This is a genomic window from Nitrosospira multiformis, assembly GCF_900111585.1.
In the GTDB taxonomy this organism is placed as follows: domain Bacteria; phylum Pseudomonadota; class Gammaproteobacteria; order Burkholderiales; family Nitrosomonadaceae; genus Nitrosospira; species Nitrosospira multiformis_B.
In genome coordinates, this window is sequence record NZ_FOHI01000001.1 from 492,901 (window position 1) to 513,036 (window position 20,136).

Here is a 20,136-nt window from a genome sequence, read left to right on the forward strand (position 1 = left end):
TCCTAATATCTAATGGCAAAAACCATCACCGAAGAAGAGATTCAGCTAAGAAAGCGCGCCAGACGACGTCTGGTCGGCGCAATCGTCCTGGCAACTGCGGCAGTGGTGGTATTGCCGATGATCCTTGACAGCAAGCCCGACCGGCGCGGTCATGAAATCGACATACACATTCCGTCTGAGGATTCAGTGGAAGAGCTTGCCGCCGAATCTGCTTCCCCCGTAAATACGCCTCCCGCAGCCGCTCCATCCATGTCTGAGAGTGGGCTGGAGCAGGCAGATGGGACATCCGGCAAGAATATAACGGCTGTACCCCCTCGTGAGACGCCTGCCTCCATTAACGAAAAGGCCAGTGCAAACCCTGCGCCTGCTGCTCCGCGCAGCGGAGCGACGGCTACAAATGCTGCTCCCGCCGTTTCCCGAGCGGAAGTGACCAGTAAAAACGCCACCCCGGCTGCTTCGCGGGAAGCATCATTTGTGGTGCAGTTAGGCGCTTTTTCTACACCAGCAAAAGCGGCACGGCAATCGGAAAAGATCGCTTCACAGAATTTCTCCGCCTATACTGAAATCTTGAAATCCGGCAAGGAGGAAGTCACCCGCGTGCGCGTCGGTCCTTTCGCGACGCGCGAAGAGGCTGAGAAAACACGGGAAAAACTGAAGAACCTGGGATTCGAAGGTGTGGTTACAGAAAAGTAGGTGAGGATCATGAGACCCTTTACATACGACACATCGTATTTCTGCCATGTTTACTGCTGATCTGACCGGCTTCGATTACGCTGTACTGGCCATACTGGTTGTGTCAATCCTGCTCAGCGTGTCGCGCGGCGTCGTGCGCGAAATATTGTCCTTGGTCAGCTGGATAGTCGCATTCATGGTGGCGAATTCTTTTGCCGCAGGATTTGCGCCCATGGTGCCTTCAACTATCGGCGGAGAATCGCTGCGCATCCTGCTGGCTTTCATTGCATTATTCCTGATGACCCTGATAGTGATGGGTCTCGTGACCATGCTGACTTCAGCTTTGGTCCAGACGGTAGGATTGGGTTTCACCGATAGATTTTTCGGCTCCCTGTTCGGTTTTATCCGCGGGTTGGTAGTGGTGCTGGTAATCGTGCTGGCAGCAGGTCTTACCGCGGTGCCGCAGGAGCCCTTCTGGCGAAAAGCAGTACTGAGCAAGCACCTGGAGGCTGCAGCAATGGTAGTGCTGCCATGGTTGCCGCAGGATTTGTCCAGGCGTATCCACTATGCGGAACTGAAGCGCAAGCAATAGGACAGTAAACCGAATGCGCCGGATTCCACTCAATGAACTCGTGCAACTTTTCGTATAGCGTTGATCTAAGTCATTTTTGCGGAGTGCATTCATGTGTGGAATTCTGGGTTTAGTTTCGCATGCTCCCGTCAACCAGTTACTCTACGATGGGTTGCTGGTGCTTCAGCATCGTGGGCAAGATGCGGCTGGGATTGTTACCGCCCAGGGGAATACCTTCCACATGCACAAGAACAGCGGCCTGGTGCGCGACGTGTTCCGCACGCGGAATATGCGCGCCTTGCTCGGGAACATGGGGATCGGTCAGGTGCGTTATCCCACCGCCGGTTCCGCCGAGTCTCCTGCAGAGGCACAGCCGTTTTATGTTAATTCACCCTTCGGAATCGTACTCGGGCATAACGGCAATCTGACCAATTCCGCACAGCTCAACGACGAGTTGTTCCGTGAGGATTTACGGCACGTCAATACCAATTCGGATTCGGAAGTGCTCCTTAATGTGCTGGCGCACGAGTTGCAGAGGAGCACGAAAAACCACCAGCTCGATCCTGCCGCTATTTTTGCCGCCGTATCCGGCGTGCACGAGCGTTGCAAAGGCGCCTACGCCGTCATAGCAATGATTGCAGGTTACGGATTGCTCGCGTTCCGCGATCCTTATGGTATTCGCCCCCTTGTGTTCGGGTGTGCGGAAACGGAGCATGGGACGGAGTATCTGGTAGCGTCCGAGAGTGTGGCGCTCGATACCCTGGGATTCAAGCTGGTGAGGGATGTTGCACCGGGCGAGGCAATTTTTATTGATGATAGCGGCAATTTTTACAGTAAGCAGTGCGCGTCCAACCCCTCGCACAATCCCTGCATCTTCGAGTATGTCTATCTCGCACGACCGGATTCAGTCATAGACGGAATCTCAGTCTATGAAACCCGGCTCAACATGGGAGAGAGTCTGGCCGATAAAGTCAAAGCCACGATGGGTCATCTCGATATCGACGTGGTCATTCCGATTCCCGATTCCAGCCGTCCCAGCGCCTTGCAGCTTGCCAACCGCCTGGGCATAAGTTTTCGTGAAGGTTTCGTAAAAAACCGCTACATCGGGCGAACCTTTATCATGCCAGGCCAGCAGTTGCGCCGTAAATCGGTCCGTCAGAAGCTCAATGCCATGGGTGTGGAGTTTCGCGGAAAAAATGTGTTGCTGGTCGATGATTCGATCGTACGCGGCACTACCAGCCGCGAAATTGTCCAGATGGCGAAGGAAGCCGGGGCGAACAAGGTGTTTTTTGCTTCTGCTGCACCCCCTGTGCGGTTTCCCAACGTTTATGGCATCGATATGCCTACGCGCCACGAACTCATTGCCACGGGACGGGATGACGAGGAAATATGCCGGGAAATTGGCGCCGATTATCTGGTGTATCAGGAACTCGATTCTCTCATTAGAGATGTACGCCGCGTCAATCCGTCAATCTCTCAGTATGAGACCTCATGTTTCGACGGACGCTACATTACCGGGGATGTAACGCCGGAATACCTAGCCATTCTGGAGGCGCAACGCAGTGGCGCTCCTCTCACGGAGAGACGTTCCAGCACGCAACTCGACCTGAACCTAGTGACAGCGAATTAATGAAGATTTGACAAAAGCAGGTACCGAGCGTACCTTCAAAGTGGGCGCCGATTTGATCTTCAGCTTGCGGGCGCAGTATAAATTCAGCTAAAGCGGGAAAACCCGTTTTTTAGCGAAAGCTGAACGGGTTTTTTATTGGGGGGAATTTGAGGGAGATGTCGGGCATGTCTGACGATTTTGAGCTGGAAACACTGGCGCTGCATACGGGCATACATCGCAGCCAATTCAATGAACACTCGGAGGCCTTATTCCTGACTTCGAGTTTCGTCTTCGACAGTGCCGCCCAGGCGGCAGCACGTTTTTCCGATGCGGAACCGGGTAACATCTATTCGCGCTTTACCAACCCCACGGTTACCGCTTTTCAGGAAAGACTGGCCGCCCTGGAGGGTGCGGAAGCCTGTGTCGCCACCTCCTCAGGCATGTCAGCCATTCTTGCCTGCACCATGGGGCTCCTGCGCGCGGGGGATCATATCGTAGCTTCGCGCAGCCTGTTCGGTGCGACCGTCAGCCTGTTCAACAATATCCTCAAGCGCTTCAACATCGAAACGACGTTTGTTTCCGCTACGGATGTTCCCGCCTGGGAAGCAGCGGTAAGACCTGCCACCCGATTGTTGTTCATGGAAACGCCCTCCAATCCGTTGACCGAGATTTCCGACATTGCCGCGCTTGCGGCCGTAGCCAGGAAGGCTGGTGCGTGGCTCGCCGTCGACAATTGCTTCTGCTCCCCAGCGCTGCAACGTCCATTGGAATTGGGTGCAGACCTCGTGATTCACTCTGCGACCAAATATCTTGAGGGCCAGGGCCGGGTATTGGGTGGCGCGGTGCTGGGCAAGCGCGATCTGGTGATGGACGGGGGAATATTCGGCTTTCTGCGTACGGCCGGGCCGAGCCTGAGTCCGTTCAATGCCTGGGTGATCCTGAAGGGAATGGAAACCCTGAATCTTCGGATGGAAAGACATTCCGAAAATGCACTGGAAATTGCGCGCTGGCTGGAAGCGCAGCCCGGCGTAGCCAAAGTCCATTATCCCGGCTTGCCATCGCATCCGCAGTACGAGCTCGCCAGCCGCCAGCAGAAAACCGGGGGTGGAATCGTTTCATTCGAATTGAAGAATGGAAGAGAAGCGGCATGGAGGGTGGTGGATTCCGTTCGCATGATTTCCATTACCGCCAACCTGGGGGATGCCAAGAGCACCCTTACCCATCCTGCCACCACCACGCATGGGCGGATCAGTCAGGAAAGCCGGGATGCAGCTGGCATTACCGAGGGTTTGCTGCGCATTGCAGTGGGACTTGAAGCGGTAAAAGACATAAAGGCCGATCTGGCAAGGGGTTTGACTCGGTAGATGATAGAGCTTCGCGGAGGGAGTGCTGCTGAGGTTGGGAGAAAATCTGGCTCAGATTCCGGTTCCTGCTTGTCACGATCACACCAGCCCCTAGGATAGGGGTCCATCGATGGGCGCACTTTCTCTCCAGTTCTGTCAGTTCCTGGAAGCAGAAGTTGTCTTTCATTCTTTTAGCATGAGCTTGCAGTTGTAATTATTCCGGCCTATAAAGAGCTTCTGGATATCTTCTGAGGATCTTTATCACCGGAAACGGCGCGAATCTATTGCCAAAAGTACCGGAATAGCCAGTGAGCCAATATACCCACGACAAGACTTTACAATCATTGCAAGACCCGGGTCGAAAGATAGCCCGGCATTTAAGGTGAGTTATTAGAGAGACAACAAGATCAATCTGCGCAACATTCGAGTGTTCGAATCATGACACTTGTCCGGCTAAGGCGTGAGCAATCACAAGGGGAAGAAATTGCGAACAGCATTAGTCATGGCATTGGTCTGGTCGCGGCACTCGTCGGAACTCCCTTTCTCATCACCCAAGCAGCACGGCATGGAAACGTCGGGTTTGTCATTGGTGCGAGCCTTTTCTCCGCAACGACCATATTTCTTTACCTTGCTTCTACCCTCTACCATGCGTTGCCCATAGGCAAGAGCAAGCGCGTATTTCGCGTCCTTGAGCATTCCGCGATCTTTCTTCTTATCGCTGGTACATATACGCCGTTCACGCTAGGAGTACTTCATGGCGTATGGGGCTGGATTCTTCTCTCAATTATATGGAGTCTTGCTGCAGCAGGAGTGGTGCTGAAGGTTTTCTATGGAACCTCCTTCCCCATTCTATCCACCAGTCTTTATCTGCTCATGGGGTGGATGGTTGTGATTACCGCAGATATATTGGTTGCCAAAATGCCAACACCTGGCTTGCTCTGGTTGATTGCGGGAGGGTTGTCTTACACCGTCGGAGTGGTTTTTTTTGCTATCGATTCCCGCTTGCAGTACGCTCACCTGATTTGGCACCTCTTTGTTCTGACAGGCACCACATGCCATTACTTCGCCGTGCTTTGGTATGCTGCCTGATCTTCCCTCTGCCCAGCCTGTAGCTCGACCTATTAATCAATGTCTTGCTACTAAAAAATGCAGCGGTTGTTGTGAAATATAGTTTTAACTCATTGCATGAACCCGCGGTCACTTTCGATTTGACAACCGGCCCTAAGGGTCAACATGCGTCGAATATCAAGGCCTACTAAAAGCAGTAAAACCAAAATTCCTCATCGAAAGCTTGGTTTGAGAACTGATACAGTTCCAATCGGGGACTGCGTGAAGATTCTTTATCTTTATCATAAAGTGGTGGATATCAAAAATTAACCAATGCTAATGCACCAGTTGATTGATTTCCATGATGGGAAGCAGTATGGCAAGAACGATCATCAGCACCACGCCTCCCATTACCAGGATCATTATCGGTTCCAGCAGCGTTAAAAAGACGCCCAGTCGCCGCTCCAGCGCCTGGGCTTCGAGCTGGGCAGCGCGTTCCAGCATTTCTTTCAGCTTGCCGCTCATTTCCCCGCTTGCCACCAGATGCACGAGCAGTGGCGGAAACACGCGGGTTTCCCGCAGCGCTCTGGAGAGGCTCGCGCCTTCGCGAACCTGTTCGATGGTATTTTCGATCGCTTTACGCATGACCATGTTGCTCATCACGCGTGCACCGGAACTGAGCGCTTTAAGAAGCGGCACGCCCCCTCCGACCAGAATGGAAAGCGTGCTGGCGAAACGGGATGTGTTGCTGCTGCGAATCAACGATCCCAGCCATGCGGTGCGCAGCAGCAGAGCGTGCCATCGGTATCTGATGTCATCGCGCCGTAGCGCGATACGTGCGGAAAGTGCCCCGCCGGTAATGGCGATAATCAGATAAGGCCATGACATGAGAAGGAAATCGCTCAACCCGATCAGCGCGCGAGTCAGGAGAGGCAGGCTCTGGCGAGAATGCTGAAATACCTGCACTACCTGGGGAACTACATACATGAGCAGGCCGGCAACAATGATAATGGCAATAATGGTCACCAGTGCCGGGTAAAGGAGCGCAAGACTGGTTTTCTGTTTTAGTGTCTGGCGTGCGTCGAGATACTCGGCAAGATGACGCAGTACCAGCGGTAATGTGCCCGATTCTTCCCCGCCATGTACCAGCGCCCGATAGAAATCAGGAAAACTCCTGCTGTAGCTGCCCAGCGCGGCGGAGAGGGAAAGCCCGGCGATCACCTCTGTTTTGACACCGCCGAGCACTTCGCGTGTCATCGGCTCCTCGGCGGACTCGATCAGCGCAGCAAGCGACTGCTCGACTGTCAGGCCGGCGGTCAGCAAGGTAGCCATCTGCCGTGTTAGCAGACTCAGCTCCTCCGGGCGTAGGCCTCGGACCCAGGGCACCTGGCCGCGCTCGCGAGCGTGGATCTGATCGACGGTCGAAGGCAGCAAGCCCTGTGCGCGCAACTGCGCCCGCGCCTGGCGCGCGGTATCAGCCTGCAGCACACCCGTTACCCTGCGGCCTTCGGGATCAAGCGCTTCGTAGCGGTACGCTTCCATATGGAACTGCTATTCGCGTGTCACACGCACGACTTCCTCCAGGCTGGTGATGCCCTGGGTAGCAAGGCGCATGCCGTCGTCACGTAACGAGCGCATTCCGGCGGAAATCACATACTCTCGCAGGTCTTGTTCGGATGCGCGATCATGAACTCGCCGCCGTAGGTCGTTGTCAACCGCGAGCAATTCATAAATCCCGGTGCGTCCCTGATAGCCGGAGTGATTGCACGCAGTACAGCCCTGCGCCTTGTATAAAATTCCAGAAGCCAAAAAAGAGCCCGAGGAAGGGGATTTTCCCATGGCCTCGTCCCAGGGCTGGCGGCATTCCAGGCAGAGCCGCCGCACCAGACGCTGAGCGCCTACGCCGATGAGGCTCGATGCCAGTAGAAACGGCTCGACTCCCATGTCGACAAGCCGGGTCACGGCGCTTATCGCATCATTGGTATGCAGAGTCGCAAATACCAGATGGCCCGTAAGACTGGCCTGTACCGCGATCTGTGCGGTTTCGAGGTCGCGAATCTCTCCAATCATGATGACATCCGGGTCTTGCCGCAGGATTGTCCGCAAGGCTCGCGCAAACGTCATTTCGATTCGCGGGTTGACTTGGGTCTGACTGATGCCGTCAAGATCGTACTCGATGGGGTCCTCAACCGTCATGATGTTGAGCGACGCGGAATCCAGCCTCGACAGGGCGGCGTAAAGCGTGGTTGTTTTACCCGATCCGGTGGGACCAGTTACAAGAATAATGCCATGGGGCTCGCGAATAAGCCTGTCCATGCGAGTCAAGGTGATTTCATCCATGCCAAGCCGAGGGAGATCCAGGCGGCCCGCCTGCTTGTCCAGCAAACGCAGTACGGCGCGTTCGCCGTGTGCGGTGGGGATGGTGGATACGCGCACGTCGACTGGCCTGCCTGCCATCCTCAGTGTAATCCGGCCGTCCTGCGGAAGGCGTTTTTCCGCAATGTCGAGCTGCGCCATGATCTTGATGCGTGAGATGAGGGCGGCATGTAATGCGCGCGCCGGTTCGATCAGGTCGCGCAATGTGCCGTCCACTCGCAACCGGACAACCGAGCGTGTTTCATATGGCTCAATGTGGATATCGGAAGCCGCGGTGCGTAACGCCTGTGTAAAGAGCGCATTGATCAGTCGGATGACTGGAGCATCATCCTGGCTTTCGAGCAGGTCTTCGACCTTCGGCAGCTCCTGCAATAACCTCGAGAGGTCTATATCCTGGGCGAGATCATCTGCGAGCGCGGCGGCGCCTTCGTTTGCGCCGTTATACAGCGCGGCAACGACCTCATTGAACTCGTCGGTATCGATGCGGCGTGCCCGCAGCGGCACGCCCAGAACGCGACGCACCTCCGACAGTGCTCCGGCCTGGACTTCGCCGCGCACCACCACCTCTGCGTGATCGCTCGTGACGCTTGTCACGGCCACTCCATTTGTCTTGACAAAGACATAAGGAATCCTGTCAGACGCCATTATCGCGGCCCGGTTTCAGGGTGTATTATCCATCACTCCCCCGGTATCCCAGTTGCCTTGAACATTGGAGATCTCGGGATCATCGGGAGTGACGTTGTCATCAAGGATGACAGGCGGCGGTTGACGCGGCGGCAAAGTAGGCGATTCCATATCCGGAAGCACAAGATTAAACCCGGGCCTGGCTTTTTTCTGTTCGCCCAGCACCCGATCGTACTGTGCGTCAGAAAGCGGATCGGCAGCATCGCTCGCTCGTATCAGCGTTGGCCGCAGGAATACCATCAGATTGGTTTTGTTGCGTGACCGCTTGTTGTAACTGAACAATTGTCCGACCAGCGGAATCGCTCCGACCACTGGAATTCTTTCAACCGAATCATTTACCGAATCCTGCATCAGACCGCCGAGCACGAGAATCTGCCCGTCGTCCACCAGCACTGTCGATTCTATCGAGCGTTTGTTGGTAATCAACCCGTTGGTGGCGTTGACCGTGCCAGGAACGACGCTCGAGACTTCCTGAAAAATCTGCACACGGACAGTATTGCCTTCCGAGATAAGGGGCTTGATCTTCAATGATAATCCCACATCCTGGCGTGAAACGGTCTGAAACGGGGAGGTAACGGCGCCGCCCACTGGCGGAATGAATTGGCCGGTGGGAATCGGAACGTTCTGCCCGATGATGATTCTGGCTTCTTCGTTATTCAGTGTCAGCAAGGTGGGGGTGGAAAGAATGTTGGCATTGGTATCCGTTTCCAGCGCGCGGATGAGCGTATGAATGTTGAGAACAGGGCCAATGCCGGGAATAGCCGTGACAAGGCCATTCATGATGCCGATAGTCAGACCGGAGGCTGCATTCGCTATCGGATTCTGGGCGGTGGAGATAATACTGCCACCCCCGGCAGTGCCCGCATTGAAATTGGTGCCACCGAAAACCTGGGTTCCGCCTTGCGCGGCATTGCTCAGGTTCTGCCACTGAATGCCGAATTCCGCGGCTCTGTCGGCAGTGATTTCGGCAATCAGCGCTTCAATATAAACCTGCACGCGGCGCACGTCGAGCTTCTCTACCACCGCGCGCAAATTATTATAAATAGCATCCGGGGCAGTAATAATGATCGAGTTGGTGGCCGCATCCGCCTGAATGATGCCGGGTGTGGCGGAAGTCGCGCCAGTTTGCATCGGAGCCGGGGTGACGGTGGAAGCAGCGGGAGCAGTCCCCGCACCAAGGCTGGAACCGGGCATGGAATTGCCCATCGAGCCGCCTATTGAGGTACCTGATGAGGCACCCATCCCCCCGCTGGTGGATGTACCAAGGGAAGACGTTCCAAAAGCTGTGCCGGTTGCCTGACTCAGTCCTGAAGATGAGGAAACCGGGGACGCCATGTTGTGATAGATCGCCCTGAGGGTTTCCGCAAGCCTGACTGCATCGGCATTCTTGAGAAAAACGACGTGCATGTTGCCGGCAGCGCTGGTTGGGGAATCGAGGACTGTTACCAGTTGGCGTAGACGCGCAAGCGCTGCCCTGTTTCCGGAGCGTGCAAGGAGGGTATTCGAGCGAGCATCGGCGACGACTGTGAAACGCTGCTGGGTGGGGTCCGCGGCGCCCTCGCCCTGGGATTGCGTCGATTCCGAAAACAGCCGGTTCACGGTTTGCGCGACATCGATCGCCGAGGCGTGCTGAAGGGGTATCGAGACAGGATCGGTTCCACTTGGCTGATCCATCGAATCAATTATTTTCGCCAGGCGTTGGAGATTGCTCGCGTAGTCTGTAATAACCAGCGTGTTACTGGTGGGATTTGCAGTGATACTGTTGTTTGGAGCGATCAGCGGACGCAGGATAGGCACCATCTGCACCGCGGATTCGTACTGCAGCGTAAATACCTGGGTCTGGATACGGTCTCCTGCGAGCTGCCGCTTGTTCGTGGGGCCAAGTGTCGGGCTCTGGTATAGCTTGGCATCACTTTCCGGAACGATCCTGATGATGCCGTAATCCTCAATAACTGCATATCCATGCAATCGCAATGCTGACAGGAATACTTCGTAGACCGACGACCTCGGCACTGGCTTGGCTGAAACGATATTGATCGTACCCTTGACGCGCGGGTCGAGCATGAAATTTTTCCGGGTAATTTCGCTGACTGCTTTCACCACGCCTTCAATATCGGCATTGACGAAGTTGAGTGTAACGAGATCCTGACCGGAGGAAGATCTAGGTTTACTGGCACGCAGGGAATCCGCCTCCGGCAGGGCTCTCGGCGGGGCGTCAATTTCCTCGACGGGCAGGGTGACAGAGGGATTTACGGGCCAAGCCTCCGTGACCCAGCCTGCCACTGCCATCCATAAAAAAACTGCACATAGCGAGCGATGCCGCACGATTTTACCTCTGTAGCCCATGAGATGACGGCATCATTCAGTTATGACCGGCGCGTGAAGTTCGACAGGCAGGTCTGTCTCCACCGGACGAGTAGGGTCTGCAGGCGGGTTCTGACGCGGCAATGCAAGTGTTTCCCGCATTCCGTCACGTTCTAGGACAATATATTCGGCATGAATCTCAGCCAGCTGGAGGCCGGGAGCGATGTTTTCACCTTCGAGCACCGCAAGCGTCTCTTTTCCATCCACTTGCAGGATCGCGTATCCCCGCCCGCGCCCGGAAGCGGCGACAACCCCGAACAGCCTGATCTCAGGTCCGGCAGGAACAGCAATAGATGGTTGTTCTCGTTGTGCAATACCGAACAGGTCACTCACAGTCGATACATCTTCGGCCGCTTCCATGTCCGCACGCGTGCCTGACTCGAGGTTGGGCTGAGGGTGGGGGATGAACCAAAGAAGTGTCCAGTACAACAGTACCCCTCCAAGCAGCGCGAGTGCAGCGAGGATGATTAGATATACAAGGGCTTTTTGCGCACGATTCGACCGGTCGATCGAGATTTCCGGCATTCTTTAATGCTTAACTTTTCAATACGGCTGAAGTAAAAATCGGAGAATTTCGATCAGGAATGGATTCTTATAACCGGTTCCTGAAAAAAACGATAGTTCATGGTGGAGATTGATGCATATTCCGTGAGATTTGGTGATGTCACTTTTTATCGGTCAGATTTTGCTGAATTGCTCATGAGTGCAATTGTACCTTGTTCAGGCGTATTGAGGCCTGGCGAAGTGTGCGAGTGTATTCCACTTTGCCTGTGGCCGCGTATGAGCTGAATAGCTGCTAACATAAACATGTTTATACTCCTTTATGAACTCTGTCCGGGGCGGAATTAAACCCTGTTTTCATCTTCTTTTCGCTTGAAAGCATTTGGCGCCAATGGCATTACTCGAACAAAACAAGTGATCGGCCCTGTTTAGCCCGATCCTTCTCTTTAAAGGGAGATAATGGATATCAGAGATTGTGCCAATAAATCCTTCCTGCGGCTTTTTGCCCACCTTGCCCTGGTTGCTGCTGCGGTCTTCACGGCCTTTGGGGTTTTGGCAGAGCCCAAGCCCAAAGGCTACGAATATTACCTTACGGGCAACGCGGTTGATGCTGTCCTGCCGCAAAGGCCACCATCGCCATCAACTCTCTTGATGGGTGGAGGTCCCGACGTGGACGCTGCATTCAAGTGGATGATCCAGAAGGCGGGGGGCGGCGACTTTGTGGTGATCCGTGTACGGGGGGCCGACGGCTACAACCAGTATGTCTACGACATGGGCGGTATAGATTCCATCGAGACACTGGTCATAAAGACGCGTGAGGCGGCCAGCGATCCGTTCGTGCTCGATCGGATCAAAAAAGCGGAAATTTTGTTTATCGCGGGCGGCGACCAGAGTGATTACATTAATCTCTGGAAAGGAACTGCGCTCGAAACGGCGATTAATGAACTGATTGGCCGCAATGCGCCTATCGGCGGCACCAGCGCGGGACTTGCAGTTCTCGGTCAGTTTGACTTTGTAGCGTTGAATGGCACGGTGTACTCTGACGATGCGTTGGCCGATCCTTATAACCGTCGCATGACTCTCGATCGAGAATTTCTGACTGCGCCGGGCTTGAATGGGGTAATTGCCGATGCGCATCTCGACACGCGTGATCGGATGGGACGCCTTCTCACCTTTCTCGCGCGCACCATCCAGGATCAATGGGTAAGTGTTGAATCCGCCCGCGGCATTGGTCTGGATGTCGAAACCGCGCTGGGGATTGATAATGGCATTGCAATTCGCCTGGGGGTCGGCTCGGCATATTTTCTAAGGCCCACAATTGCCCCAACCGTCTGTCAAAGCGGTCAGCCTCTGACTTTTCGCAATGTCATGGTAGACAGACTCTCGGGATCGGGATCATTCCATCTCGGCCGGTGGACGAGTCCGGGAAATGGCACGACCAAGTATGATCTTTCAGCTGAAACCGGTGTGTTGGTCTCGTCTCAGCCCGGGGGTGGAATTTATTGAGCGATGTGCCTGCGGCTGTTCAGGAGATAATAGGATCCCGCCTGTGCGCCGCGAATGGGTGATGTGACGATGGCTGCGCCGGTGGCATCCAGACAGGGCTGTCGAGGTGCTGCGGCCAATCTTAACAGGGGGCAACCCAGTTTTTAGTATGTGAACAGGAGGAGATACAGAGAACCGGTGAGACAGTCGAGCCATCTCACCGCTTTCCATTGGCTGGAGTTTTCTACCCCAGGTAATAATCTTACAAATTGCTACTGGGCCGGGTTCTGTTGGGCAGCCGTCAACTGGCTTTTCCATGTGGCAGGTAAATTCTGAACCCAGCCATTGTAGATGACGGGGACTGGGAGGACGCCTTGACCCCCCATCCCCGGATTCCCGGTAATGGTGGCATCACCCTGAGTTCCCGCAGACGCGAAGAGCCCTACTTTTCCCGCAATTACAGCATCCGATGGATTGCCATCTCCATTTGGATCGGGATCGACGACGAGTAATCTATTCGAAAATTTGCTCGCAACATAGGCATAGTATCCCCCTCCCTGCTTGGCGCCATATTGCACACCATGGCAGCCGGGATCACATGGAAGCATGGCAACAACCGTGTCTGAAGTTGGTACGCCGGGACGAGTATCGATCACGGTAATGGTCCCGGTGAGCATATTGGCGGTCACCATGTTTTTCCCATCCGGAGAGACAGGAGTTTGAATCGGCAGAGCGCCTACAGGACCGGTAATCGCGCCGGTGACCGGGTTATAGTTGGCAATCAGATTGATGGTCTTGATAACGGCATGAGTGTTCATGTTGATCACCGTCATCGTGTTGTCCAGCATGTTGGCCACATAATACTTGCTGGCATCCGGCATCATTCCCGTGGCCAGCGGGTGACCAAAGGGAGTGCTCGCGGGCAGAATGGACTCGACACTGTTTGAGCCGAAGCTATACTGTGTGGTATCCCCCGTGAGGACATTCGGGGTAACCATTCTTTTTCCATCATGGCTCATCCAGTGCGCATGAGCATTTCCCCGTCCGATATCTATACGCCGCTCCACTCCGGTCGCAAGTGGCGCAAGTTCCATGACCGAGTCTGTCCGTGTGTCTCCATTGTTGGTGACATGAAGCTCGTCGGTATCCGTCCGCGTCATCACATGAGCCGGTGCTTCACCTACCGACACATTGCGAATCAATGCTCCTGTCTGACGATCGTAGACGGCTAATTTACTGTCGAACCATTGCGTCGCGTAAATGAGATTCTGATTTCGATCGGTCCACATGTTGTGCGCGTTATTCATGTTGATCGACGGTAATGCGACCTTTCGGGTTACCTCCCACGTTGCGCCGCTTACAGCGGTAACCGTGCCTGGTTTTGATTTGCCGGAAGCGGTTTCGAACTGCGTTGCCACCCATACTTCGCCCACTGCGGGCATGACCGGATTCTGGAGAGACTCCAGGACGCGATCATTCCCATAGCGGGCATTGAGCACGGCAGGTAGATTGACTACGCCTATGTCCACCCGCACATCCACATTCGGATAGGTGATGTGCCAGGGCGTATTGGAGGCGTAATTCTGCCAGTTTGCCGGATTGGTCGCGACAAAGAAGGTGTGCAGCAAACGGGTGGCGAGATCACTGCTGCTTGGAACCGTGATGCCGTTGATCAAGCTGATAGAATTCCCCAAATCCAGCCCGCTCGTATTCGGGTCATCGACAATGACGGCCCCTAGCATGTAGGGATGGATACTGCAGGTAAAGACATACAAACCGGGGGTTTTCAAGGTAACGCTGTCTCCGCCTTTTCTTGGTGGGGTGTTAAACGGCATACCCGCTGCGCCTGTTGGATAAATTACGCTGGTTCGGGTGTGAACCGTGTTTGAATTCCCTGAAAAATTTACCCGCACCCCCGGTTTTGCCACGGCCAGCGAGCGCGTGCCGGCAATTGTTGTGCCGGTATCAAACCAGCGGGCAGGGTTATCGGTGAGCGAGAAGTTGACTTCGTTTCCACCAGCAAGACTGACTCCCGGGTGGAACAGGGCCATCATGGCGGCGATAGAAACATATCTGTAGATGCAGGTGCCCTTTAATGATGATATTGGCATGATAAGTGTATTCCCCTTTAGAAGTTTGATAATGAAAATTGCTACGTATGAAAAATTCCATGCTTGATGCAACTGCAGACGTTGTTCCCGTCTGTCATTTGTTTTCCGGCTTCCCTGATTCTAAACATGCAAAATAAGCGTTAATTTATTCCTGTTTGGCGAATAAGGGATATGTTTTTTTTGAGATTATTGTTGACGTCACTTCCTGAGGCAGCTGAAAATTTTTATCGGCGAGGCCAATGTTGCGCTGCATCGAGACATGGATTATGAGGACAGATCGGGAGGCGCGTGCCATGGTGCAAAACCGGAATCGACAATGAACAGTTTCTTGAGTAATCTTCGTTCCATTTTGTCCGTTTTTTGATAGGTATTTACATAAAAATGATGGAGAAATCTGTTTCCAATCTGCTCTCTGAAAGACTACGCGCTTCAGGCCATTTGACCGCCCTGGAGCATGAACCGCGCGGAAGGCAGCATGGCTTTACTTTGCTCGAGGTCATGGTGGTGGTCGTGATTCTAGGAATTCTCGCTGTAATGGTGGTGCCGAAAATCATCAGTCGTCCTGACGAAGCGCGTATCATCGCGGCAAAACAGGATGTCGCAAGCCTGATGCAGATGCTTAAGCTGTACCGTCTTGACAACCATCGCTACCCCAAGACCGAACAGGGATTGCAGGCGCTGGTAACGAAGCCGACCGATCCACCGATTCCACCCAACTGGAAAGCCGGAGGATATATCGAGCGTCTTCCAAAGGATCCCTGGGGCAACCCTTATCAATACCTGAACCCTGGGGTTCACGGCGAAATCGACGTTTTCAGTTTCGGGGCAGATGGTGCCCGCGGGGGAGACGGTAACGATGCGGATATCGGCTCCTGGAATCTGTAAGGCCAACAGGATTCGTGACTGAGATAAAAGCCGGAGGCGGATTCACGCTCATCGAAGTACTTGTCGCACTGGTGATCATCGGGCTTTTTGCTGGACTGATCAGCAGCACGGTGCAACCGGACGAACGGGCTCTTCTTCGTGTCGAAGCGGAACGGCTGGCGCAACTCCTTGACCTGGCGGGAACCGAGGCGCGCATGTCAGGAAGATCTGTCGCCTGGACAACAGACGGCGCAAGCTATCGGTTCTGGGGGAATCAACGGGGTGCCGGTTGGTCGGAAATTCGTAACAATGATCTCTTCCGTGAGCGGAAGTTTCCGCAGGGGATGAAGATCGCGGGGATGTTGATCGAGATGTCGCCAGCAGATTTTATGCGGCTGGAGTTCCATCCTCACGGTTTCATGCCGGCTTACGCCATAAAGATATCTTTTGGGACGGAGCGCTATACAGTCGCAGGATCTCCGGTCGGCGATGTGCAGGCATTGCCGGGAGAGGGAAGACCGAATGATGAAATCATATCCGGGCAGCTGCGGTAGAGGCCGGGGATTCACGCTGGTTGAGGTTCTGGTCGCATTGGCAATCATTGCGGTTGCTCTCATGGCCGCATTACGTGTCGCAGGGCAGGGTACGCTCAATGTCGGTGAATTGCGCTCGCGCCTGCTGGCGGGATGGGTTGCGGAAAATCTCCTGACAGAGCAGCGTACCCGTGGCGCCTGGCCATCGCCGGGCACATATCGTGGAACAGCAAAACAAGGAAATATGGATTTCACGTGGCGGGCGGATATTACGGAAACCGCAAATCCCTCATTTCGGCGAGCCAATATTTCGGTATTTGCGCCTGTTGGAGAATCGCACCTGCTTGCGCATCTGACAGGATACCTGGCGCAACCGGCAGTCCCGGGGAATCCGTGAGCAAGCTGTCGGAACAGGGCGATGGCAGCTTATATGGAATGGAAGATGCTGCTCAACACTCCTATGACTTCTTGCCTTCATATCGCCGACGAGGAAGGTATTCATAATCCATTTCCATGAAATCCATGCGTGAAACCGGATTCCAGGGATTTACCCTGATTGAGCTGCTGGTTGCGCTGACTGTTCTGTCTTTGCTGGCAGTGATGTCTTATCGTGGACTTGGAGCGATACTCGATGCGCAAGAGTATGTCAAGCGGGAAACTGAAAAATGGCGCCGCATAAATTTATTCCTCACAAGGTTTGAGCATGATGTGCAACTTGCGATACCGCGTCCGGTTCGAACCGGCTCAGGCGTCTTGCCGGCCTGGCGTGGAGTGATTAAAGCCGCACCCGATGGGGGCTTATTGCCTTACATGGAATTCAGTCGTCTGGGTTCCATCGAAGAAACGGATGCCGCACGGCGGATCGCCTATCAGTTGAATGATAAACGGGAAATCGAGCTTTGGTTGTGGCCTGGTCTCGACATCGGCCCCCGGACAGTGGCCATGCGTTATCCGGTATTGGCTGGGGTGGCGAAAATGGAGTTGCACTATCTTACCGCAAATCGTGCATGGGTGAATGCATGGCCAAGTGGAGCGCCTGACGCGCCGGTGTCTACGATTTCTTCCATTCCACAAGCCGTGCGCCTGCGCATTGCCCTTGCCTCGGGAGAGGAAATAGAACGTATTTTCCAATGAAACCATGAGAACAGGACAACGTGGGGTAGCAGTCGTGCTTGCCATGGGTGTCGTGGCGCTCGCGTCGATAACCGCAACAGCGATCATTACCGCCCAGGGTATCTGGTCACGGCAAAGCCAGCTTGCGCAGGATTACGTTCAGGCGCAAGCGATGGTCAAGGCGGGGGTGGACTGGGTCCGCGCTGTGCTGAGCGATGACAGCCGTATGGGCAGTATCGATCACCTGGGCGAACCCTGGGCATTGCAAATTCCGGCAATGCCCGTTGAAAACGGTGAACTCACGGGCCACATCCACGATCAGCAGGGCTTGTTCAATCTGAACAACCTGGCTCCCGATGGAAAAATCAGTGCGACACAGCTTGCTTACTTCAAGCGCTTGCTGGCCTTGCTCGATTTGCCGGATGCGCTTGCCGATGCATTGGCTGACTGGATAGACGTTGACAGCGAACCTCGTCCCCAGCACGGCGCCGAGGATGAATATTACGGTGTGCTGAACCCTTCTTACCTTACTGCCAACAGGCCCTTGACCGATGTAGCGGAACTGGCCCGCATTCGTGGTTTCAACAGGGATATCCGCGTGCGTTTGCGCCCGTTCGTGACGGCTCTGCCGAGCTTTACCACTGTCAATGTCAATACGGCGCCCCCCGAAGTGCTTGCTGCCGTTGTTGAGGGTCTGGGAATTGGAAATGCCCGCATATTGACTCTCCAGCGCGCGCGCGCCCATTTTCGTGATCATGCCGATTTTCTCAACCGTCTTCCTCAGGGCGCTGCGGTAGAGGAAAACGATATTGGCACCAGTAGCAATTATTTTCTCACGACCCTCAGCGTAGTTATCGGAGAAGCCCATGCCGGGGGAGTGATCCTCCTTAACCGTGAGGAGGGCGGCTGGCCCGCTATTGTCTGGCGTAAATATTCATGAGTCTGCTAAGAATCCGGTGTCCTCTTCTGGAGGAATCATTGAGTTGCCAGTGGATATGGATTAGCGATGATGGACTGCCCTTGACAGGAGAAGGGCAGATAGCTGATCTGCCGAAAAACGCGAGTTCTCTCCAGTTGATCATTCCAGCTGCCCAGGTTTTGCTCACACGGGCACGCTTACCTGACGCTGCGAGGCGGCAGACTGGATCAGTACTGGCTTTTGCGGTTGAAGAAGAGATGCTGCGTGAGCCTGACGCTAATCAGGTGAGCTGGATCGGTTCCGCTGGAGACGAAGGCATACTCGCGACAGTGGATAAAAAAGGTTTGACGCAGTGTCTCGATGCGCTTCAGGCAGCTGCTATCCAAGTGGATGAAATTTACTGTGAAACACTGTTATTGCCATGGACGCCGGGAGAATGGAGTTTCGTCTGGGATGGCCAGGAAGGTTTTGTGCGCACCGGCGAGTTTGAAGGGGGAGCAACAGATTGCGGAGACGACGCATCTCCTCCGCTGTCATTGCATCTCATGCTCGAAGATGCGGAAAGGCATGGAGCGAGACCGACATCCATCGCGCTCTATACAATTGAGCCTGAAGGCTCAATGACATTTGAGAGGAGTGCCGGTGGGATCATGAAGAATCCCGTGGGAGCGCCAGATATCGAAGCGTGGCAACGGGTGCTCGGTATTCCTGTATATATTGCGGGGACCTGGGATTGGCGCAGGGCACCGCAATCCAGTATCAGCTTGCTCCAGAAACACAAACGCTGGCCTCTTTTCAGTGGACTTCTTTCACGTCTGCGGCCAGCAGTCTGTATCGGCGCGGCAGCATTGGTGATCCACTCCTTAGCCGTTGCCGCTGACTGGGCATTGCTTGCCAATGAAGAGCGTGCCTTGCATCAGCAAATGGAAACCCGGTTTCGCGCCCTATTTCCGGCTGCGGTCGCGGTAGTGGACCCTGCGCTACAGATGCGCCGAAAGCTCATCGAAGCGCGGCATGCGGCAGGGGTTCCCGATACCGCCGATTTCTTGCCCATGATCAAAACAGTGGGACCGGCATTGAGCGAACTAGCCTCTGGCAGTCTGCATGCGATTTCCTATGATAGCGGAAGAATAATGCTTGAGCTGGCCGCCGAGGAAGGACTCGCGAACCGTATTGCCGCCCGGTTGCGGGAAAACGATCTGAGTGTGGATATCAATTCGGCACCGGCAGATGCGGGAGCCGGAATCGTTGTGCTCGTGGTGAGGACTCCGTGAGGAAACGGCTGCGGAAAGCATGGGAATCACGCTCTCCCCGTGAGCGGCGGGTCATCACAATATTAGGGGTGGTTTTGAGTGCGGTACTTTATCTGTGGCTGGTCAGCTCGGCGGACAGGGCGCGTACCCGGTTGCGCTCGAACCTTCCGCAACTGCGCGTCCAGGCGAAAGAGTTCGAGCAACAGGCGGTTGGGTACGAGCATATAAAGGTTGCCCCATCCCCGCCCCCGTCATCCGGCGATTTGCATGCACTCGCGCAAACCCAGGCAGACATCCTCGGACTTTCTCATGCTTTGAATGGCATTGATGCGCTGGGGGATGATCAGGTTCAGGTCACGTTTAAGGCTGTGCCCTTCGCGGATTGGCTGAAGTGGACTGTAGCAATGCAGTTACAGCGTGTGCGTTTCGAAAAGGGCCGGATTGAGGCCTTGCCCGAACCGGGAATAGTGACCGTGACGGGAACATTCGTTCGTGCCACTACAGAGTAGTGCCCAATAACGGCCAGACCCGTTATAGCGTTTTTTGGCGAGCTGTGACCGATAAGCGGTAGCAGTTACGCCAGAAGATAATCTTATCCCCACAGATGTTTCTTACCCTCGGACTTCATTCGTCATAGTCTCGTCGCTTTTCAACGACACTCGCATCCCCTTATTCTCAAGAATCTATCCTC

The 20,136-nt window shown here is 54.6% G+C and carries 18 protein-coding genes; 13 read left to right on the forward strand and 5 right to left on the reverse strand.

Annotated features, from left to right (window positions below; all coding sequences use genetic code 11):
* The first annotated feature begins 12 nt into the window (after positions 1 to 12).
* The 5 genes from BMW46_RS02385 (at position 13) to trhA (ending at position 5,284) form a co-directional block, all read left to right on the forward strand.
* A complete protein-coding gene (locus BMW46_RS02385; RefSeq protein ID WP_074704127.1) occupies positions 13 to 693 on the forward strand; it encodes an SPOR domain-containing protein in 681 nt (226 codons plus the stop codon).
* Between the two features lie 46 nt (positions 694 to 739).
* Positions 740 to 1,264, forward strand: a complete 525-nt coding sequence (locus BMW46_RS02390) for a CvpA family protein (protein ID WP_081355632.1) — start codon at positions 740 to 742, stop codon at positions 1,262 to 1,264.
* A 91-nt stretch (positions 1,265 to 1,355) separates the two neighbouring features.
* Entirely contained in the window at positions 1,356 to 2,873 is a 1,518-nt protein-coding gene (purF, locus tag BMW46_RS02395; protein WP_074704128.1) for an amidophosphoribosyltransferase, read from the forward strand.
* 164 nt (positions 2,874 to 3,037) lie between these two features.
* Positions 3,038 to 4,216 carry an O-succinylhomoserine sulfhydrylase gene (locus tag BMW46_RS02400; RefSeq protein ID WP_074704130.1) on the forward strand — a complete coding sequence of 393 codons (1,179 nt, stop codon included), beginning with the start codon at positions 3,038 to 3,040 and terminating at the stop codon, positions 4,214 to 4,216.
* Positions 4,217 to 4,633: 417 nt separating this feature from the next.
* On the forward strand, positions 4,634 to 5,284 hold the full coding sequence (trhA, locus tag BMW46_RS02405; protein WP_074704132.1) for a PAQR family membrane homeostasis protein TrhA: 651 nt from the start codon (positions 4,634 to 4,636) through the stop codon (positions 5,282 to 5,284).
* 294 nt (positions 5,285 to 5,578) lie between these two features.
* On the opposite strand, the gene gspF is transcribed toward trhA, so the two are convergent.
* The 4 genes from gspF to BMW46_RS02425 are packed head-to-tail and all read right to left on the reverse strand — an operon-like array spanning position 5,579 to position 11,191.
* Positions 5,579 to 6,784: a type II secretion system inner membrane protein GspF gene (gene gspF, locus BMW46_RS02410; protein ID WP_074704133.1), complete on the reverse strand. Its 1,206-nt coding sequence runs from the start codon at positions 6,782 to 6,784 to the stop codon at positions 5,579 to 5,581.
* A 9-nt stretch (positions 6,785 to 6,793) separates the two neighbouring features.
* Positions 6,794 to 8,263: a type II secretion system ATPase GspE gene (gspE, locus tag BMW46_RS02415; protein WP_074704135.1), complete on the reverse strand. Its 1,470-nt coding sequence runs from the start codon at positions 8,261 to 8,263 to the stop codon at positions 6,794 to 6,796.
* Positions 8,264 to 8,278: 15 nt separating this feature from the next.
* Positions 8,279 to 10,648: a type II secretion system secretin GspD gene (gene gspD, locus BMW46_RS02420; protein ID WP_074704137.1), complete on the reverse strand. Its 2,370-nt coding sequence runs from the start codon at positions 10,646 to 10,648 to the stop codon at positions 8,279 to 8,281.
* A gap of 12 nt (positions 10,649 to 10,660) precedes the next feature.
* Positions 10,661 to 11,191 carry a type II secretion system protein N gene (locus BMW46_RS02425; RefSeq protein WP_074704139.1) on the reverse strand — a complete coding sequence of 177 codons (531 nt, stop codon included), beginning with the start codon at positions 11,189 to 11,191 and terminating at the stop codon, positions 10,661 to 10,663.
* 435 nt (positions 11,192 to 11,626) lie between these two features.
* Between BMW46_RS02425 and BMW46_RS02430 the strand changes: the two genes are divergently transcribed.
* Complete coding sequence (locus tag BMW46_RS02430) at positions 11,627 to 12,673, forward strand: cyanophycinase (RefSeq protein WP_074704141.1); 1,047 nt, start codon at positions 11,627 to 11,629, stop codon at positions 12,671 to 12,673.
* Positions 12,674 to 12,924: 251 nt separating this feature from the next.
* On the opposite strand, the gene BMW46_RS02435 is transcribed toward BMW46_RS02430, so the two are convergent.
* Positions 12,925 to 14,763 carry a copper oxidase gene (locus BMW46_RS02435; RefSeq protein WP_074704579.1) on the reverse strand — a complete coding sequence of 613 codons (1,839 nt, stop codon included), beginning with the start codon at positions 14,761 to 14,763 and terminating at the stop codon, positions 12,925 to 12,927.
* Between the two features lie 381 nt (positions 14,764 to 15,144).
* Between BMW46_RS02435 and gspG the strand changes: the two genes are divergently transcribed.
* The 7 genes from gspG to BMW46_RS02470 all read left to right on the forward strand — a co-directional run bounded on the left by gspG (position 15,145) and on the right by BMW46_RS02470 (position 19,954).
* Entirely contained in the window at positions 15,145 to 15,648 is a 504-nt protein-coding gene (gspG, locus tag BMW46_RS02440) for a type II secretion system major pseudopilin GspG (RefSeq protein ID WP_143049073.1), read from the forward strand.
* A 14-nt stretch (positions 15,649 to 15,662) separates the two neighbouring features.
* A complete protein-coding gene (locus BMW46_RS02445) occupies positions 15,663 to 16,181 on the forward strand; it encodes a GspH/FimT family pseudopilin (protein ID WP_074704142.1) in 519 nt (172 codons plus the stop codon).
* The gene (gene gspI, locus BMW46_RS02450) at positions 16,150 to 16,557 is read left to right on the forward strand and encodes a type II secretion system minor pseudopilin GspI (RefSeq protein ID WP_074704144.1); all 408 of its coding nucleotides are present in this window, start codon (positions 16,150 to 16,152) and stop codon (positions 16,555 to 16,557) included. Before BMW46_RS02445 ends, gspI begins: the two co-directional genes overlap by 32 nt.
* 125 nt (positions 16,558 to 16,682) lie before the next feature.
* Positions 16,683 to 17,294 carry a type II secretion system minor pseudopilin GspJ gene (gene gspJ / locus BMW46_RS02455; protein WP_256376922.1) on the forward strand — a complete coding sequence of 204 codons (612 nt, stop codon included), beginning with the start codon at positions 16,683 to 16,685 and terminating at the stop codon, positions 17,292 to 17,294.
* Positions 17,295 to 17,298: 4 nt separating this feature from the next.
* Positions 17,299 to 18,213 (forward strand): type II secretion system minor pseudopilin GspK, encoded by a 915-nt coding sequence (gene gspK, locus BMW46_RS02460; protein WP_074704148.1) that lies wholly within the window; start codon positions 17,299 to 17,301, stop codon positions 18,211 to 18,213.
* Positions 18,210 to 19,466 (forward strand): type II secretion system protein GspL, encoded by a 1,257-nt coding sequence (gene gspL, locus BMW46_RS02465; RefSeq protein ID WP_256376923.1) that lies wholly within the window; start codon positions 18,210 to 18,212, stop codon positions 19,464 to 19,466. Before gspK ends, gspL begins: the two co-directional genes overlap by 4 nt.
* On the forward strand, positions 19,463 to 19,954 hold the full coding sequence (locus BMW46_RS02470) for a type II secretion system protein M (RefSeq protein WP_074704152.1): 492 nt from the start codon (positions 19,463 to 19,465) through the stop codon (positions 19,952 to 19,954). The genes gspL and BMW46_RS02470 overlap by 4 nt, the downstream gene beginning before the upstream one ends.
* Positions 19,955 to 20,136: the final 182 nt, after the last annotated feature.

Bases quoted from the DNA above. Each gene is read 5' to 3' on its own strand.
- BMW46_RS02390 (WP_081355632.1), top strand. From the start codon at position 740: ATGTTTACTGCTGATCTGACCGGCTTCGATTACGCTGTACTGGCCATA.
- BMW46_RS02385 (WP_074704127.1), top strand. From the start codon at position 13: ATGGCAAAAACCATCACCGAAGAAGAGATTCAGCTAAGAAAGCGCGCC.
- trhA (WP_074704132.1), top strand. From the start codon at position 4,634: ATGACACTTGTCCGGCTAAGGCGTGAGCAATCACAAGGGGAAGAAATT.
- gspL (WP_256376923.1), top strand. From the start codon at position 18,210: ATGAGTCTGCTAAGAATCCGGTGTCCTCTTCTGGAGGAATCATTGAGT.
- gspI (WP_074704144.1), top strand. From the start codon at position 16,150: ATGATGAAATCATATCCGGGCAGCTGCGGTAGAGGCCGGGGATTCACG.
- BMW46_RS02430 (WP_074704141.1), top strand. From the start codon at position 11,627: ATGGATATCAGAGATTGTGCCAATAAATCCTTCCTGCGGCTTTTTGCC.
- gspK (WP_074704148.1), top strand. From the start codon at position 17,299: ATGAGAACAGGACAACGTGGGGTAGCAGTCGTGCTTGCCATGGGTGTC.
- purF (WP_074704128.1), top strand. From the start codon at position 1,356: ATGTGTGGAATTCTGGGTTTAGTTTCGCATGCTCCCGTCAACCAGTTA.
- gspF (WP_074704133.1), bottom strand. From the start codon at position 6,784: ATGGAAGCGTACCGCTACGAAGCGCTTGATCCCGAAGGCCGCAGGGTA.
- gspD (WP_074704137.1), bottom strand. From the start codon at position 10,648: ATGGGCTACAGAGGTAAAATCGTGCGGCATCGCTCGCTATGTGCAGTT.
- BMW46_RS02425 (WP_074704139.1), bottom strand. From the start codon at position 11,191: ATGCCGGAAATCTCGATCGACCGGTCGAATCGTGCGCAAAAAGCCCTT.
- BMW46_RS02400 (WP_074704130.1), top strand. From the start codon at position 3,038: ATGTCTGACGATTTTGAGCTGGAAACACTGGCGCTGCATACGGGCATA.
- gspG (WP_143049073.1), top strand. From the start codon at position 15,145: ATGATGGAGAAATCTGTTTCCAATCTGCTCTCTGAAAGACTACGCGCT.
- BMW46_RS02435 (WP_074704579.1), bottom strand. From the start codon at position 14,763: ATGCCAATATCATCATTAAAGGGCACCTGCATCTACAGATATGTTTCT.
- gspE (WP_074704135.1), bottom strand. From the start codon at position 8,263: ATGGCGTCTGACAGGATTCCTTATGTCTTTGTCAAGACAAATGGAGTG.
- gspJ (WP_256376922.1), top strand. From the start codon at position 16,683: ATGCGTGAAACCGGATTCCAGGGATTTACCCTGATTGAGCTGCTGGTT.